Origin of the sequence: Roseomonas fluvialis (assembly GCF_022846615.1) — a bacterium.
Lineage (GTDB): Bacteria > Pseudomonadota > Alphaproteobacteria > Acetobacterales > Acetobacteraceae > Neoroseomonas > Neoroseomonas fluvialis.
Genome location: NZ_AP025637.1, coordinates 543,992 through 558,155 on the forward strand (window position 1 = coordinate 543,992; position 14,164 = coordinate 558,155).

Sequence of the window (14,164 nt, forward strand, 5' to 3'; positions counted from 1 at the left end):
CCGGCACGACCCGGAGGAACGCCATGGACCCGCTTTCGCACGCCACCCTGCCCGCGGGCATTCGCGCCCGTCGGATCGAGGGCATCAACGGCCTGACGATGCACATGCTGGAGGCCGGCGAGGCCGGGCGGCCGGTCCTGCTGCTGCTGCACGGCTTTCCCGAGCTCGCCTATTCCTGGCGGCGCGTGATGCTGCCGCTGGCCGAGGCCGGCTACCACGTGATCGCGCCTGACCAGCGCGGCTATGGCCGCACCACGGGCTGGTCGGATGCCTACGACACCGACCTGCGGGACTTCTCGCTGTTCACGCTGATCCGCGACCAGCTGTCGTTGCTGAAGGCGCTGGGCATTGCAAAGGTGCATGCGGTGATCGGGCATGACTTCGGGTCGCCGGTCGCGGCGCATTGCGCGCTGGTGCGCCCGGACGTGTTCCGCCGCGTCGCGCTGATGAGCGCGCCCTTCGCCGGGCCGCCCGCGCTCGGGACCGCGCTGCGCGCGCCGGCGCGGGACATCGCGGCCGACCTCGCCGCGCTTCCGCGGCCGCGCAAGCACTACCACTGGTACTACGCGACGCGCCCGGCCAATGGCGACCTCATGGCCTCGCCGCAGGGCCTGCCAGACTTCATCCGTGCCTACTACCACCACAAGTCGGGCGACTGGGCCGGCAACGACGTGCATCCGCTGGCGGGCTGGACGGCGAGCGAACTGGCGAAGCTGCCGACCTACTACGTGATGGATGCGCAGGAGACGATGCCGCAGACCGTCGCGCACGAGATGCCATCCGCGGAGCAAGTCGCCGCCTGCGAATGGCTGACCGAGGCGGAGCTCGCGGTCTACGCAATGGAATACGGGCGCACCGGCTTCCAAGGCGGGCTGAACTGGTACCGCACGCGCTTCACCGGCACGAATGCCGAGATGGAGGCCTTTGCCGGCAAGCGGATCGACGTGCCGGCCACCTTCATCGGTGGCGCGCGCGACTGGGGCGTGCAGCAGGCGCCCGGCGCGCTGGCGAAGATGGAAGCCGAGGCCACCGCCGACTGGCGCGGCACCCACCTGGTGCCGGGGGCCGGCCACTGGGTCCAGCAGGAACGCCCGGCCGAGACCGTGGCGCTGCTGCTGGACTTCCTGCGCGGCTAGGCTGCCGCGCGGATGGCCGCGGCCAGCACATCCTCGCTGACGCCGCCGGAGAAGCCCTGGAAGTTCTTCTCGAACAGCCCGACCAGGTTCTGCGCCGTGCGGTCGTAGGCCGCCTTGTCCGCCCAGCCCTCGCGCGGGTTCAGCACGTTGGACGGGATGCCCGGCACGGCCTTGGGCATCATCAGCCCGAAGAACGGGTCGGGCGTGAATTCCGCCTGCGCCAGTGAACCATCCAGCGCGGCGCGCAGCAGCGCCCGCGTCACCTGGATCGACATGCGCTTGCCGGTGCCATAGGCGCCGCCCGTCCAGCCGGTGTTGACCAGCCAGCAATCCGCACCGTGCTTCGAGATCAGGTCCGACAGCATGCGCCCGTACACTTCCGGATGCCGCGGCAGGAAGGGCGCGCCGAAGCAGGTGGAGAAGGTCGCCTGCGGTTCCTTGCCCATGCCCTTCTCGGTGCCCGCGACGCGCGCGGTGTAGCCGGACAAGAAATGGTACATCGCCTGCGCGGCCGAGAGCTTGCTGATCGGCGGCAGCACGCCGAAGGCATCGGCGGTCAGCATCACCACGTTCTTCGGCAGGCCGGCGGTGCCCGACGACACCACGTTCGGGATGTAGTCGATCGGGTAGCAGGACCGGGTGTTCTCGGTCAGCGTGCCGTCGTCGAGATCCAGGCGCCCATCTTCATCCGCCACCACGTTCTCGAGCACGGCGCCGAAGCGGTGGGAGGCGTCCCAGATCTGCGGCTCGGCCTCGCGCGACAGGCGGATGACCTTGGCGTAGCAGCCGCCTTCGAAGTTGAAGACGCCGGCGTCGGACCAGCCGTGTTCGTCATCGCCGATCAGCGCGCGCTCAGGGTCGGACGAAAGCGTGGTCTTACCAGTGCCCGACAGGCCGAAGAACAGCGCGACATCGCCCTTGGCACCGACATTCGCCGAGCAATGCATCGGCAGCACGCCGCGTTCGGGCAGCAGCCAGTTCATCACGGTGAAGATGCTTTTCTTGATCTCGCCGGCATACGACGTGCCTGCGATCAGGATCGTGCGCGTGGCCAGCGACAGCGCAATCACCGTCGTGCTCCGGCAGCCATCGGTGGCGGGGTCGGCCTCGAAGTCCGGGGCGTGAATGATGGTCCAGTCGGGCGCGAAGCCGGCCAGCGCATCCTTCGCCGGGCGGATGAAAATGTTGCGCGCGAACAGCGCGTGCCAGGCGCTGGGCGTCACCAGCCGCACGCGAATGCGGTGCGCCGGGTCGGCGCCGGCATGCAGGTCCTGGGTGAAAAGCTCGGGCTTCTGCGACAGATAGGCGCGCACCTTGGCCGCCAGGGCCGTGAACTTCTCGGCCGGCAAGGGCTGATTGATCTTGCCCCACCACACCGCATCGCGTGTCTCGGGCTCGTCCACCACGAACTTGTCCTGGACCGACCGGCCGGTATGCGCGCCGGTCACGGCGATGAAGGCGCCATCGGCGGACAGCCGGCCCTCACCGCGGCGCAGCGCCTGCTGCACCAAGGCAGGGGCGGCAAGGTTCGCGTGGACATCGCCGCGCGCGAGCACACCGGTGCCGGCGAGCGCAGACTCGGGGGAAGACATTGTTGAACAACTCTCCTGGACGTCGCGTTGCAGTGCGGTGACCGCCGCATGTCCGAGACCGCCGCGGCGGAATTGCGGCGAACCCTGCCGCGCCTCAGCCTGCCTGTCCGGAACGCGCCCGTCCCTCGCGTGCCGCGCGGATCAACGCCGCGCGTACGCCATCCGCATCGCTTACCTGCGCTAAGAACGCAAGGCGAACCGTCCGGTTACCATCGGACAGGTCGCAGCCATCGACATCCACCGCAACCAGGCGCCACGGACCGGGGCCGGCGCCCAGCAGCCCCTCGGCAATCGCCGCCACGGCATCGGAATGATCATCATTCACGTGCTGGATGATCTCGGCCTCGGCCGCGGCGACCGCCGCCAGGGCGGCCGCGTCGGGGGCCAATTCGCTGGCCTTGATGCGTTCCGCGCGCGCGAAGCCACCGACATGCAGCGCGCCGCCGATGCGCACGCGCCACAGCCCGAAATCCGCGAAGTCGGCATAGAGCGCGGCATAGGGGTGCCGCGCCAGCCAGCGCGCCTTGAGCGGCGCGACCTCAGTCTCCGGCACGGGCTCAGCGAGGCCCGTGACGGTCACGCGCGGAGCGGTCTGCGGGTTCGGCCCCTCCGCCAAGCCGGTGTACAGCAGCGCGCAGCGCGGCTCCGCCGCCAGGTGGCGCGTGTGTTCCGACAGGGTGGACAGCCACAGCAGGGCCGAGAGGTCCGGCGCCGGTGCCGGCGTGACCAGCGACGCGAAGGGCTGCCCGCCGGCGCTGCTGGCCAGCGTGGCGGAGGCGGCGCCGCGGATCAGCACCTGGGCCTCGCGAATTCCCTGCTCCGACGCCATGTCGCCCCTCCGGCCCGTCTCGTGCCACAATCGCCCGCGAAACTGGCGCCGCAGCCCGCGCCGCGCAACCTTCGGCGGGCGGCACACGCCCCGGAACAGGACCCATGCCGCAGACCATCGCCCTCGTGGACGACGACCGCAACATCCTCACCAGCGTGCAGATGACGCTGGAGCAGGAAGGCTACACCGTGCGCACCTTCACCGATGGCGAGAGCGCGCTGCAGGGCCTCATGGCCAAGCCCGCGGACCTCGCAGTGCTCGACATCAAGATGCCGCGGATGGACGGGATGGAGCTGCTGCAGCGCCTGCGCCAGCGGTCGAACATGCCGGTGGTGTTCCTCACGTCCAAGGATGAGGAAGTCGACGAGCTGATGGGCCTGCGCCTCGGCGCCGACGACTACATCACCAAGCCGTTCAGCCAGCGGCTGCTGCTGGAACGCATCCGCGCCCTGCTGCGCCGCAACGAGGCCTCGCGCGCCGAGGGTTCCGGCGCACCGCCGGGCGGTGTCATCGCCCGCGGCGACCTGGTGCTGGACGAGACCAAGCACACCTGCGTCTGGAAGGGTGGCCAGGTGCAGCTGACCGTCACCGAATTCCTGCTGGTCAAGGCGCTGGCGGTGCGCCCCGGCATGGTCAAGAACCGCGACCAGCTGATCGATGCCGCCTATGGCGAGAACATCTACGTCGACGACCGCACCATCGACAGCCACGTGAAGCGCATCCGCAAGAAGTTCCGCCAGGTGGATGGCGAATTCGACCAGATCGAGACGCTCTACGGCATCGGCTACCGCTACAAGGAAGCCTGATGGCCAGACCGGCGCGAGATCGGCGCGTGACGGCTGGCGCGCTTGCGGCGCGGACGGCGCACCATGCCTGACGGCAGCACGCGCACCGACGCCGGCGCACCGCGCACCAGCACTGCCGCCGCGCCGCGCGGCCAGCGCCGCTTCTCGCCGCTGCTACGCCGCATCCTGCTGGTCAATGCGGTGCCGCCCGCGCTGCTCGCGGCGTCGCTGCTCTATCTCGACCAGTACCAGAACGGGCTGCTCGCCGCCGAGGTCGAGGGCCTGCGCACCCAGGCGCGCATCTACGCCGGCGGCATCGCCGAGGCTGCGGTGCGCATCGAAGGCGACCGCGCCGTGCTGGTGCCCGACGCCGCGCGACCGCTGCTGCGCCGCCTGGTCGAACCCTCGCCCAACACCCAGGCGCGGCTGTTCGACAATACCGGCCTGATGGTGGCCGACAGCCGCGTGCGCGAAGGCCCGGGTGGCGCGGTGGTGACCGAACCGCTACCACCGCCCGAACCGCGCGGCGCGCTGACCTCGACCGTCGCCGGTGTGTACGACCGCCTGGTCGGCGTGCTGCCCGCCGGGCTGCGCAGCGGCGTGGGCCGCGGCGGCGTCGCCGTCGATGTCGGCCCCGAGGCACCGGATTTCGACTGGCAGCCCGACCTCGGCCCCGATCGGCGCGAGGAACTGCGCCTGGCGCTTGAAGGCGGCGTGCGCCCGTATATCCGCCGCACCGGCGATGGCCGCTTGCTGGTCAGCGTGGCGGAACCCGCGCGCCGCGGCGGTCAGCCGGTCGGCATCGTGCTCCTCACCCGCGAAGCGCGCGAGGTGGATGAACGCCTGTTCCAGATCCGTGCCTCCGTGCTGCTGCTGTTCGGCACGGCACTGGTGCTCACCGTCATGCTGTCCTTCTACCTGGCGCGCACCATCGCGACCCCGATGCTCGACCTCGCGCGCGCCACGCAGCGCATCCGCGAAGGCGAGGGCCGTGAGCAATCGGTCCCGGACCCGCTGCTGGCCCGCAACGACGAGATCGGTGTGCTGGCGCGCGACCTGCAGAATTCCGCCCGCGCGCTATGGGCGCGCATCGATGCGAACGAGCGCTTCGCCGCCGATGTCGCGCACGAATTGCGCAATCCGCTGACGAGCGTGCGCTCGGCGCTGGAGACGCTGCGCCGCGTGGAAAACCCCGAAAGCCGGAACCGTCTGCTGGCGATCATCGCCGAGGATGCCGTGCGCATGGACCGGCTGATCGGCGACATCTCCGACAGCTCGCGCGTCGATGCGGAACTCTCGCGCACGATCTCGGCGCCTGTCGACATCGCCCCCATCCTGCTGGCGCTGTCCGACCTGCACGAAGCCACCCGCAAGGAAGACGACCCGCACGTCATGCTCGAAGCCCCGCCAGGCCCCATGGTGGTGCGCGGCGTCGAGGGCCGCATCGTGCAGGTCTTCCGCAACCTGCTCGGCAACGCACTGTCCTTCAGCCCGCCCAACGGCCGTGTATGGGTCCGCGCCCGCCTGGTCGGCGCCATGGCCGAGGTCGCGATCGAGGACGAAGGCCCCGGCATCCCGGAACAGAAGCTGGAGAGCATCTTCGAACGCTTCTACTCCGAACGCCCGCGCGGCGAACGCTTCGGCCAACACTCCGGCCTCGGCCTGTCGATCAGCAAACAGATCGTCGAAGGCCTGCGCGGCACCATCACCGCCGAGAACCGCCGCGACACCCCGGGCACCATCACCGGCGCCCGCTTCGTGGTGCGGCTGCCGGCGGGGTGAGCGCGGGCGGGAGGGTCCGGGAGGGCAGAGCCCTCCCGGCAGCGCCCTTCCCCCACGCCAGCGCCCACCCGCTTGCCCGCCGCACGCGCCGCGATGCTAGGCTGGTCGTGAAGCTCACCGTCATGAGTGGGTGCAGGAGGATGCGTCATGTTCACCCGTCGCGCCGGTCTCGGTGTTGTTGGTGCGGTTCTTGCTGCGCCTGGTCTCCGGGCGCAGGGTTCTTGGCCGGACAAGCCCATTCGCTTCGTGATCGGGGGGGCGGCGGGCGGTGTCTCCGACATCTTCCTGCGCATGATGGAGAACCGGCTGCGCGAGCGGCTGGGGCAGCCGATGGTGATCGATCCGCGGCCTGGTGCGGGCGGGATGGTGGGGGCGGAGGTCACGGCGCGCGCCGCGCCGGATGGCTACACCTACTACGTGAACCATATCGCCTCGCACGGGATCGGGCCGACGCTGTACCGGCGGCTGTCCTTCGACCCGCTGCGGGACCTGCCGGGGGTGGCGCGGATCGCGGCGATGCCGAACGTTCTGATCGTGAAGGGCGACGGGCCGGTGAAGACGGTGGCGGAGTTGATCGCCTTCTGCCGGGCGAATCCTGCTCGGGCGAATTTCTCCTCGGCCGGGTCGGGTACGTCGTCGCATCTCTCGGGGCTGCTGTTCGGGATGCGCACCGGCGTGGAGGTCACGCATGTGCCCTATCGCGGCACCGCGCCGTCCATGGCGGCGGTGCTGAACGGGGAGGTGCTGTTCGCGATCGACAATGCGCCCGCGTCGCGCCAGCAGGTGCTGGCGGGGATGCTGCGTGCGCTGGGGGTTTCGACCGCGCGGCGGGCCAGCACCATGCCCGAGGTGCCGACGCTGCAGGAACAGGGCGTGCCCGATTTCGATGTCGCGTCCTGGTACGGGATCGCGATGCCGGCTGCCGTCCCGGCCGCGGTGCGCGACCGGCTGGGCAGCGAGATCGTGGCGGCGCTCGAGGATCCGGCGATCGCGCAGCGCATCCGCGACTACGGCGCCGAGCCCTGGCCGCTCGGCCCCGCCGCCTACGATGCCTTCATGCGCGCCGAGGTCGCGACCTGGGCGCCGGTGGTGCGGGCGTCGGGGGCGCAGATCGACTGACCGCCGGCGGGGTTTCGCCGCAGGCCGCGACTAGCAGGCGGAGCATGCCCTCGGCTGCCGCCAGGGCGTCCGGTTCGGGCCACAGCTTTGCCCCGGCACCTTCCGCGCGCAGCGCGGCGAAGCCATGCACCGCCGCCCAGGCCAGGCCGAGCCGGTCGCGCAACGCGGCGTCGTCGGCGCCGGGGTGCAGCGCGCGCATCGTCTCGATCAGCGGGGCGAAGGATGCTGTGCGCGCGGCGGACAGGGCGGGGTCGTCGTGCCGCAGCACGGCGGTGCCAAACATCAGGCGGAAATGCTGCGGGTGGGCCGCGGCGAAGCCGACGTAGCCGCGCCCCGCGGCGAGCAGGGGATGGGCCGGATCCTCGGCCATGCAGCGGCGCATGCTGGCGGCCAGGCGTTCGCTGCCTTCGGCGGCAAAGGCGGTAAGCAGCCCCGCCAGGTCGCCGAAATGCGGTGCCGCGGCGGAATGCGAGACACCCGCGCGGCGTGCCGCAGCGCGCAGGCTCAGCGCGTCCGGCCCGGCTTCGCGCAGGATCTCGGCGACGGCATCGAGAAGGGCGCGACGCAGCGTGCCGTGGTGATGGCGGCCGGCGGGCTTGCGGGCGACAGGCATGGCCGGACCCTGCGCCGCGGCGCGAAACTTGACAACGGTCAGACGTGCCGTAACTGACCATCGGTCAGATCAAGGTGCCCCCATGCCTGCCGAGGCCCTCTTTTCCGCCGCCAACACCCTGGCGCTCGCCGGCTGGCTGGTGCTGGTGGCCGCACCACGTCGACGTTGGGCGCATTGGCATGTCGCGGGGGTCGGCATCCCGGTGGCACTCGCGCTGCTGTACGCCGTGCTGCTGGCGACCCATGCGCCGGGTGCGGAGGGCGGCTTCTCGACGCTGGCGGGCGTCCGTGCCCTGTTCGCCCGCGACGGGCTGCTGCTGGCGGGCTGGGTGCACTACCTGGCCTTCGATCTGTTCATCGGCGCCTGGATGTGCCGGCGCGCGACGCAGGAGGCGCTGGCCTGGTGGCAGGTCTACCCGGCGCTGCCGCTGACCTTCCTGGCCGGGCCGGTCGGGCTGCTGGCGTTCTTTGCGTTGCGCGCGGCCCGCCGTGGCGCAGTGGTGTCGTGACCGCGGGTTTCGCGGCGCTGCATCTCCGGCAGCCGGCGCTGGCGCGCACCGGCCTCGCGATGGCGGCGATCCTGGTGCTGTGCCTGGTCGCCATGCCGTTCGATGCGCGCGAGATTCGCGGCGTCAGCGTCTGGGTAAAGCCGGCGAAGTTCGCGGCGTCGCTGGCGGTGTGGTGCTGGACCATGGCCTGGGCCTGGACGGCGCTCGGTCGCGCCTGGCGGGCGGGGCGTGCCGCGCGGGTGATCGTGGCCGGCACCATCGTCTGCGGTGGCTTCGAGGTCGGTTGGATCGCGCTGCGCGCGGCGGTCGGCCTGCCATCCCACTTCGCCATGGATGCGCTGGGGGCCGCCGTCTACGGCGTGATGGGTCTTGCGGCCGTGCTGCTCTGCCTCTGCGCCGCGGCCTTCGGCGCGCTGGTGGCCTGGCGCGGCGATCCGACGAGGCATCGGGTCATGCGGCTCGGGATTGCCGCGGGCTTCGTCGGCGCGGGGCTGCTCGGCATCTTCACCGGCCTCGCGATCGGTGGTGGGACCGGGCCGTATGTGGGGGGTGAGGCGAGCGACGCCGGCGCCTGGCCGCCCTTCTTCTGGTCACGCAGCGGTGGCGATCTGCGCGTGGCGCATTTCCTCGCCGTCCATGCCATGCAGGCGCTGCCGCTGCTGGCCTGGGGGCTGCTGCGGGCGGGCGCGGCGGCGCCGCGGGCGTGGCTTGCGGCCGGTGCCGCTGGCTGGGTCGGGCTGACGCTCGGCGCCTTCGCGCTGGCGCGCGCAGGGGTGGCGCTGTAGCGCGCTGCCCGCAAGGGGCCTGGGCTGCCGCGGCGACAGCCGCTTCGCAATCCCGCCACGGTCGCGGCATACATGGCTCCCGTGCCGACCGAATCCCCGCTGCTGCGCCGCGCCGTCTTCCTGCTGCTGGTCCTCGCCATCACGGCCGGGCTGGTCGCCCTTGCCATCGCCGTGCTGGCGCCGGGCGGATGGACGGTGTGGGAGGTGATGATCCTGGCCTGCTACCTCGGCACAGTGCCCTGGAGTGCGCTGTCGGCCGCGAATGCGCTGGTCGGCCTCGTGATCCTGCTGGGTGCACGCGACCCGCCGGCCGCGGTGCTGCCCGCGCTGCGCGCCGCGCGCCCCGGCCCCCCGCGCGGGCGCACCGCGATCGCCATCTGTGTCCGCAACGAGGACATGTCCGCCGTCCTGCCGCCGCTTGGCCGGCTGATCGACGGGCTGCCGGCCGCATGCTTCGACCTCTGGGTGTTGTCCGACACGCCCGCGGGCGAGGCCGCCATCGCCGAGGAAGCCGCCTTCCTCGCCTTCGCGCGGACGCGCCCCAACGCCCATTACCGCCGTCGTACGGCGAATGAGGGCTTCAAGGCGGGCAACGTGATGGACTTCCTGGACAATCACGCGGACGGCCTCGCGTATTTCCTGTGCCTCGACGCCGATTCCGAGATGACGCCCGCCGCCGTGCTGCGCCTGGTCGCGTGCATGGAGGCCGATGATCGTCTCGCGATCCTGCAGCAGCTGATCCATGGACGCCCCGCCACCGCTGCCTTCCCGCGCGTGTTCCAGTTCGGCATGCGCCATGGCATGCGCGCCTGGGCGACTGGCCAGGCCTGGTGGCAGGGCGACGAGGGGCCGTACTGGGGCCACAACGCGCTGATCCGGATCGCGCCGTTCCGCGAGCTCTGCCGGCTCGGCCCTCTGCCGGACGGCTCGCGCATCCTCAGCCACGACCAGGTGGAGGCGACGCGCCTGCATGCTGCCGGCTGGAAGGTGCGCGTGCTGCCCGACGACACCGGCAGCGCGGAGGGCAACCCGCCCACCTTCGGCGATTTCGTCACCCGCGACCTGCGCTGGGCCGGCGGCAACATGCAGTATTTGGCCCTGCTGCGCCTGCCCGGCCAGACGCTGATGGCGCGCTGGCAGCTGGTGCAGGCGATCCTGCTGTTCCTGGGCGCGCCGCTGTGGTGTGCGATCCTGCTACTGGCCGGGCTGAATGCGCTCACCGGCGCCGGGGCGTCCACGCCCACCGGCCTGCTGGTGCTGCTGCTGGCCGCGACCTGGGCCTGCCACTACGCCGCCAAGCTCGCGGGATACGCCGAGCTGCTGCTGAACCCGGCGCTCGCCGCGCGCCATGGCGGGCGTGGCGCGGTGGCGCGCAGTGCCGCCGCCGAGATCGCCTTCACCACGCTGATGGAACCGGCGCGTCTCATGGCGCAGTCCCTGTTCCTCCTGGCGCTTCCCTTCGGCATGCGGGTGGGGTGGACGGCGCAGAACCGCGCCGATCGCGGCGTGTCCTGGGGCGATGCGGCGCGGCAGTTCTGGGCGCCGACGCTGGCGGGGGTGGTGTTCGGAGCGATCTTCGCGGCGGCCTCGCCGCTGGCGCTGCTGCTGGCTGCGCCGGTGCTGCTCTCGCTGGTGCTGGCGATCCCCTTCGCTGTGGTCACGGCCGACCCCGGCTTCTCCGCCTGGTTGCGCGCGCGCGGCATCTGCGCGCTGCCGGAGGAAATGCCCGTGCCGGCGTGATAGGCTCCGGCGATGGACCGGCGTCACCCGATCCGCGGCGCACTGAAGTCGCCCGTGCTGCTGCTCGCCTTCCTCTGGGTGCTGCTGGAGGAGACGCTGTGGCGCTGGGCGCGCGCGGTGGGCGGGCTGATCGCGCGCATTCCGGTGTTTTCGGTGCTGGAACGCCTGATCCTGCGGATGGATGCGCGGATCGTCCTGCTGTTGTTCGGCATCCCGATCGTGGCCCTGGTGCCGGTCAAGATCGCGGCGCTGTGGCTGTTCGGCACGGGGCATTGGCTGCTCGGCGCCGGCACGCTGCTGCTGGCCAAGACCGTGGGTGTCGCCTTCTCGGCGCGGCTCTATGTGGTGGCGGAACCGAAGCTGATGACGATCCCGGCCTTCGCCCGGACGCGGAACTGGGTCGTCGCGCTGGTGGCGGGTGCGCATGCGGTCCTGGATGCGCTGCCGGCCTGGCAGGCGGTGCGGCGCGCGATCGCGGCGGTGCATGGCGCGGTCGAGGCGCTGCGCGCGCGGCTGGCGTGGCGTGGCGGCGCGCTGGTCCGCCGGGTGCGCGTGGCGCGGGCGCAGTGGCGGCGGCGCGCATGACCGCGCGGGTCAGGCTCTACGCCGCCGTCTCGCTCGATGGCTGCCTCGCGGATTCGCAGGGTGGGGTCGGCTGGCTCGCGCCCTTCGAAGCCGAGGACTACGGCATGGACGCCTTCCTCGCGGAGGTCGGCACGGTGCTGACGGGGCGCACCACCTACGACCAGGCGCGTGGCTTCGGGGAATGGCCCTATGCCGGCAAGCGCGTGGTGGTGATGACGCATCGCGCGCTTGATGCCGATGCGCCCGATGGCGTCGAAGCCGCGCAGGGCGATCTCGCCGGTGTCATCGCGCGCCTGCGCCGGGAGACGACGGGCGACATCTGGCTGCTCGGCGGCGCGGCGCTGGCGCAGGCCTGCCTGGCGCGCGGGCTGGTCGACAGCATCGAGATCTTCGTCATGCCGCTGCTGCTCGGCGCCGGCCTGAGGCTGTTCGCCACGGACGGGGCGCCCCGCGCACTCACGCTGCGCGAGGCGCGGCCCTATCCGAACGGCGTGGTCGCGCTGAACTACGCGCGCGCCTGACCGCCCCGCTGCTGCAGCACCAGCAGCACGGTCGCCAGCGCCATCCCGATCAGGTGCGGATAGGGCACCAGGTCCCCCGCCGCATGCTGCAGCAACGCGGGGAAGATCATCAGCAGCCCGGCCAGCACGAAGCCCAGGCGTTCCCACGCGGCCATCATGCGCAGCCCGTAGCCCTGCGCCGCAGCCGCGAGTGCCGCAAGCCCCGCCGCCGCGAGCACGAACTGCCACAACACATCGAGCCAGGTCATGCCGTCGCGGAAATTCAGCAGCAGGCCCACGCCCTCGGGGTCGGTGACAAAGACGAAGGGCAGCAGGAAGGCGGGCAGGGTGTATTTCCAGGCCTGCAGCGTCGTGCGGTAGGGCCCCGCGCCGGTGATCGCGGCGGCGGCGAAGGGAGACAGCGCGGTGGGCGGGGACACCTCCGACAGCACCGCGTAGTAGAAGACGAACATATGCGCCGCATAGTCCGGCACGCCGAGCTTCATCAGCGCCGGCGCGGCCACCACGGCGCAGATGATGTAGGACGCGGTGACCGGCACCGCGAGGCCGACGATCCAGACGATCAGCGCGGTGTAGAGCGCGGTCACAACCACGGACCCGCCCGCCGCCTGGATCGCGATGTCGCTGAACTTCAGCCCGAGCCCGGTCAGCGTGATGACGCCCACGATGATGCCGGCCGACGCACAGGTGGCCGCGATGCCCACCGCCTGGATCGCGCCGCCGGCCAGAGCCTCGACCAGCCGTTTCGGCCACAGCGCCTGCTCCGGCCGGATGAAGGAGAGCAGCACCGCCAGTATCATGGCGTAGAGCACCGACAGCGTCGCCGAATACCCCCACACCATGAAGGCGACGATCGCGACCAGCGACGTGAAGTGGAAGCCGTAGCGGCGCAGCAGCACCGGGATGGGGTCGACCTTGATGCCCTCGGCGCTGTCCATCCCGCCGCGTTGCGCGCGGATGCGCTTCTGGTCGAGTTCCACCATGAACAACAGCGAGGCGTAGTAGAGGATGGTCGGGATCACCGCCATCTTCAGCACATCCAGATATCCGAGCTTCAGGTACTCGGCGATCAGGAAGGCCGCCGCACCCAGCACCGGCGGCGAGATGATCGCGCCAAGACCTCCGGCCGCGAGCAGCCCGCCGGCATCGTCGGGCCGGTAGCCGACCTTCTTCATCATCGGCCAGGCGACGGTACCGAGCGTGACGGTGGTGGCGACCCCCGACCCGGACGGCCCGCCCAGGAGGAACGACGACAGTACCACGGTCCGCCCCGCGCTCGCCGCCTTGCCGCCCGTGGCGGCGAAGGAGAAGTCCACGAAGAACTTCCCCGCGCCCGAGGCCTGCAGGATGGCGCCATAGATGGTGAACAGCACGATCAGCGTCGCCGAGACATCCACCGCCGTGCCGAAGATGCCATCGAGCCCGATCGAGATATGCGGGATCATGCGTTCGGAATCGTAGCCCTGGTGTTGCCAGGGTGCCGGCAGGTGGTTGCCGAAGAAGCCGTACAGCAGGAAGAAGATCGCCACCGCCGGCATCACCGGCCCCGTCGCACGGCGCGTCGCTTCCAGCACCAGCGCGATCAGCATCCACCCCACCGCGATGTCCATCGGGTCGGGGAAGATGGCGCGGTCCTGCAGATCATCGCCGCCGGCGATCAGGTAGTAGATGACGTAGATCGACGCGGCCGCGAGGACCACGTCCCAAGGCATCAGCCGGTTGCGGTGCCGCCGCAGCATCGGGAACAGCACGAAGCTCAGCACCAGCGCGAAGCCGACATGCACGAAGCGCAGCGTCGTGGTCGGCACGATGTCCCACGCTGCCCAGAGGTGGAACAGCGACATCGCGAGCGCGAGCATGGTCGCGACATAGCCGAGCCAGCCGGAGAAGCGGTTCTGCGCGCCCTCCTCCTCCTCGATCAGCGCCTCGACGCGCGCGGCGGTGGCGTCGTCGAGTGCCGCGGCGGCGGCCTCGGGCGGGAGGTGGTGCGTGCTGGTCACGGGCGGTGCTCCGGCGCTGGAACCGCATCCCCGCGCCGATCGCGGTGAAGCGGGTCCAGCCGCTTGTTCTGCCGCATTTTCCGATTCGCCAGGCCATCCTGCCTGGCTCGAAAATGCTGGTTGCCGTCAATGCAGTTCGGGAGCGGCCCGCATGGACCGCTCCCGCATG

13 protein-coding genes are annotated in these 14,164 nt (G+C 71.2%); 9 read left to right on the forward strand and 4 right to left on the reverse strand.

Features of this window, described 5'->3' with window-relative positions:
* Positions 1-23 precede the first annotated feature (23 nt).
* Positions 24-1,136 (forward strand): alpha/beta fold hydrolase, encoded by a 1,113-nt coding sequence (locus tag MWM08_RS02650; protein WP_279323227.1) that lies wholly within the window; start codon positions 24-26, stop codon positions 1,134-1,136.
* Here the strand turns inward: MWM08_RS02650 and MWM08_RS02655 are convergent.
* On the reverse strand, positions 1,133-2,728 hold the full coding sequence (locus MWM08_RS02655) for a phosphoenolpyruvate carboxykinase (RefSeq protein WP_244457927.1): 1,596 nt from the start codon (positions 2,726-2,728) through the stop codon (positions 1,133-1,135). The two genes, MWM08_RS02650 and MWM08_RS02655, sit on opposite strands and share 4 nt — an antisense overlap.
* Positions 2,729-2,822: 94 nt before the next feature.
* The gene (locus MWM08_RS02660) at positions 2,823-3,557 is read right to left on the reverse strand and encodes a HugZ family pyridoxamine 5'-phosphate oxidase (protein WP_244457928.1); all 735 of its coding nucleotides are present in this window, start codon (positions 3,555-3,557) and stop codon (positions 2,823-2,825) included.
* A gap of 104 nt (positions 3,558-3,661) precedes the next feature.
* Between MWM08_RS02660 and MWM08_RS02665 the strand changes: the two genes are divergently transcribed.
* From MWM08_RS02665 to MWM08_RS02675, 3 genes are all read left to right on the forward strand, one after another.
* Positions 3,662-4,363, forward strand: a complete 702-nt coding sequence (locus tag MWM08_RS02665; protein WP_244457929.1) for a response regulator transcription factor — start codon at positions 3,662-3,664, stop codon at positions 4,361-4,363.
* Between the two features lie 63 nt (positions 4,364-4,426).
* Complete coding sequence (locus MWM08_RS02670) at positions 4,427-6,124, forward strand: stimulus-sensing domain-containing protein (protein WP_244457930.1); 1,698 nt, start codon at positions 4,427-4,429, stop codon at positions 6,122-6,124.
* Between the two features lie 147 nt (positions 6,125-6,271).
* Complete coding sequence (locus MWM08_RS02675) at positions 6,272-7,243, forward strand: Bug family tripartite tricarboxylate transporter substrate binding protein (RefSeq protein ID WP_244457931.1); 972 nt, start codon at positions 6,272-6,274, stop codon at positions 7,241-7,243.
* Here MWM08_RS02675 and MWM08_RS02680 read toward each other — a convergent pair.
* Positions 7,179-7,856 (reverse strand): TetR/AcrR family transcriptional regulator, encoded by a 678-nt coding sequence (locus MWM08_RS02680; RefSeq protein WP_244457932.1) that lies wholly within the window; start codon positions 7,854-7,856, stop codon positions 7,179-7,181. The two genes, MWM08_RS02675 and MWM08_RS02680, sit on opposite strands and share 65 nt — an antisense overlap.
* Positions 7,857-7,938: 82 nt before the next feature.
* Here MWM08_RS02680 and MWM08_RS02685 point away from each other — a divergent pair, with 82 nt between their 5' ends.
* The 5 genes from MWM08_RS02685 (at position 7,939) to MWM08_RS02705 (ending at position 11,995) form a co-directional block, all read left to right on the forward strand.
* Complete coding sequence (locus MWM08_RS02685) at positions 7,939-8,364, forward strand: ABA4-like family protein (RefSeq protein WP_244457933.1); 426 nt, start codon at positions 7,939-7,941, stop codon at positions 8,362-8,364.
* A complete protein-coding gene (locus tag MWM08_RS02690; protein WP_244457934.1) occupies positions 8,361-9,149 on the forward strand; it encodes a hypothetical protein in 789 nt (262 codons plus the stop codon). The genes MWM08_RS02685 and MWM08_RS02690 overlap by 4 nt, the downstream gene beginning before the upstream one ends.
* A gap of 81 nt (positions 9,150-9,230) precedes the next feature.
* A complete protein-coding gene (mdoH, locus tag MWM08_RS02695; RefSeq protein WP_244457935.1) occupies positions 9,231-10,889 on the forward strand; it encodes a glucans biosynthesis glucosyltransferase MdoH in 1,659 nt (552 codons plus the stop codon).
* A 12-nt stretch (positions 10,890-10,901) separates the two neighbouring features.
* On the forward strand, positions 10,902-11,474 hold the full coding sequence (locus MWM08_RS02700; protein WP_244457936.1) for a hypothetical protein: 573 nt from the start codon (positions 10,902-10,904) through the stop codon (positions 11,472-11,474).
* The gene (locus tag MWM08_RS02705; protein WP_244457937.1) at positions 11,471-11,995 is read left to right on the forward strand and encodes a dihydrofolate reductase family protein; all 525 of its coding nucleotides are present in this window, start codon (positions 11,471-11,473) and stop codon (positions 11,993-11,995) included. The genes MWM08_RS02700 and MWM08_RS02705 overlap by 4 nt, the downstream gene beginning before the upstream one ends.
* On the opposite strand, the gene MWM08_RS02710 is transcribed toward MWM08_RS02705, so the two are convergent.
* Complete coding sequence (locus tag MWM08_RS02710) at positions 11,980-13,995, reverse strand: TRAP transporter permease (RefSeq protein ID WP_244457938.1); 2,016 nt, start codon at positions 13,993-13,995, stop codon at positions 11,980-11,982. The two genes, MWM08_RS02705 and MWM08_RS02710, sit on opposite strands and share 16 nt — an antisense overlap.
* Between the last annotated feature and the right edge of the window lie 169 nt (positions 13,996-14,164).

What these genes read in the sequence shown, in the direction of transcription:
- MWM08_RS02650 (WP_279323227.1), top strand. Translation starts at nt 24, where the DNA reads ATGGACCCGCTTTCGCACGCCACCCTGCCCGCGGGCATTCGCGCCCGT.
- MWM08_RS02655 (WP_244457927.1), bottom strand. Translation starts at nt 2,728, where the DNA reads ATGTCTTCCCCCGAGTCTGCGCTCGCCGGCACCGGTGTGCTCGCGCGC.
- MWM08_RS02660 (WP_244457928.1), bottom strand. Translation starts at nt 3,557, where the DNA reads ATGGCGTCGGAGCAGGGAATTCGCGAGGCCCAGGTGCTGATCCGCGGC.
- MWM08_RS02665 (WP_244457929.1), top strand. Translation starts at nt 3,662, where the DNA reads ATGCCGCAGACCATCGCCCTCGTGGACGACGACCGCAACATCCTCACC.
- MWM08_RS02670 (WP_244457930.1), top strand. Translation starts at nt 4,427, where the DNA reads ATGCCTGACGGCAGCACGCGCACCGACGCCGGCGCACCGCGCACCAGC.
- MWM08_RS02675 (WP_244457931.1), top strand. Translation starts at nt 6,272, where the DNA reads ATGTTCACCCGTCGCGCCGGTCTCGGTGTTGTTGGTGCGGTTCTTGCT.
- MWM08_RS02680 (WP_244457932.1), bottom strand. Translation starts at nt 7,856, where the DNA reads ATGCCTGTCGCCCGCAAGCCCGCCGGCCGCCATCACCACGGCACGCTG.
- MWM08_RS02685 (WP_244457933.1), top strand. Translation starts at nt 7,939, where the DNA reads ATGCCTGCCGAGGCCCTCTTTTCCGCCGCCAACACCCTGGCGCTCGCC.
- MWM08_RS02700 (WP_244457936.1), top strand. Translation starts at nt 10,902, where the DNA reads ATGGACCGGCGTCACCCGATCCGCGGCGCACTGAAGTCGCCCGTGCTG.
- MWM08_RS02705 (WP_244457937.1), top strand. Translation starts at nt 11,471, where the DNA reads ATGACCGCGCGGGTCAGGCTCTACGCCGCCGTCTCGCTCGATGGCTGC.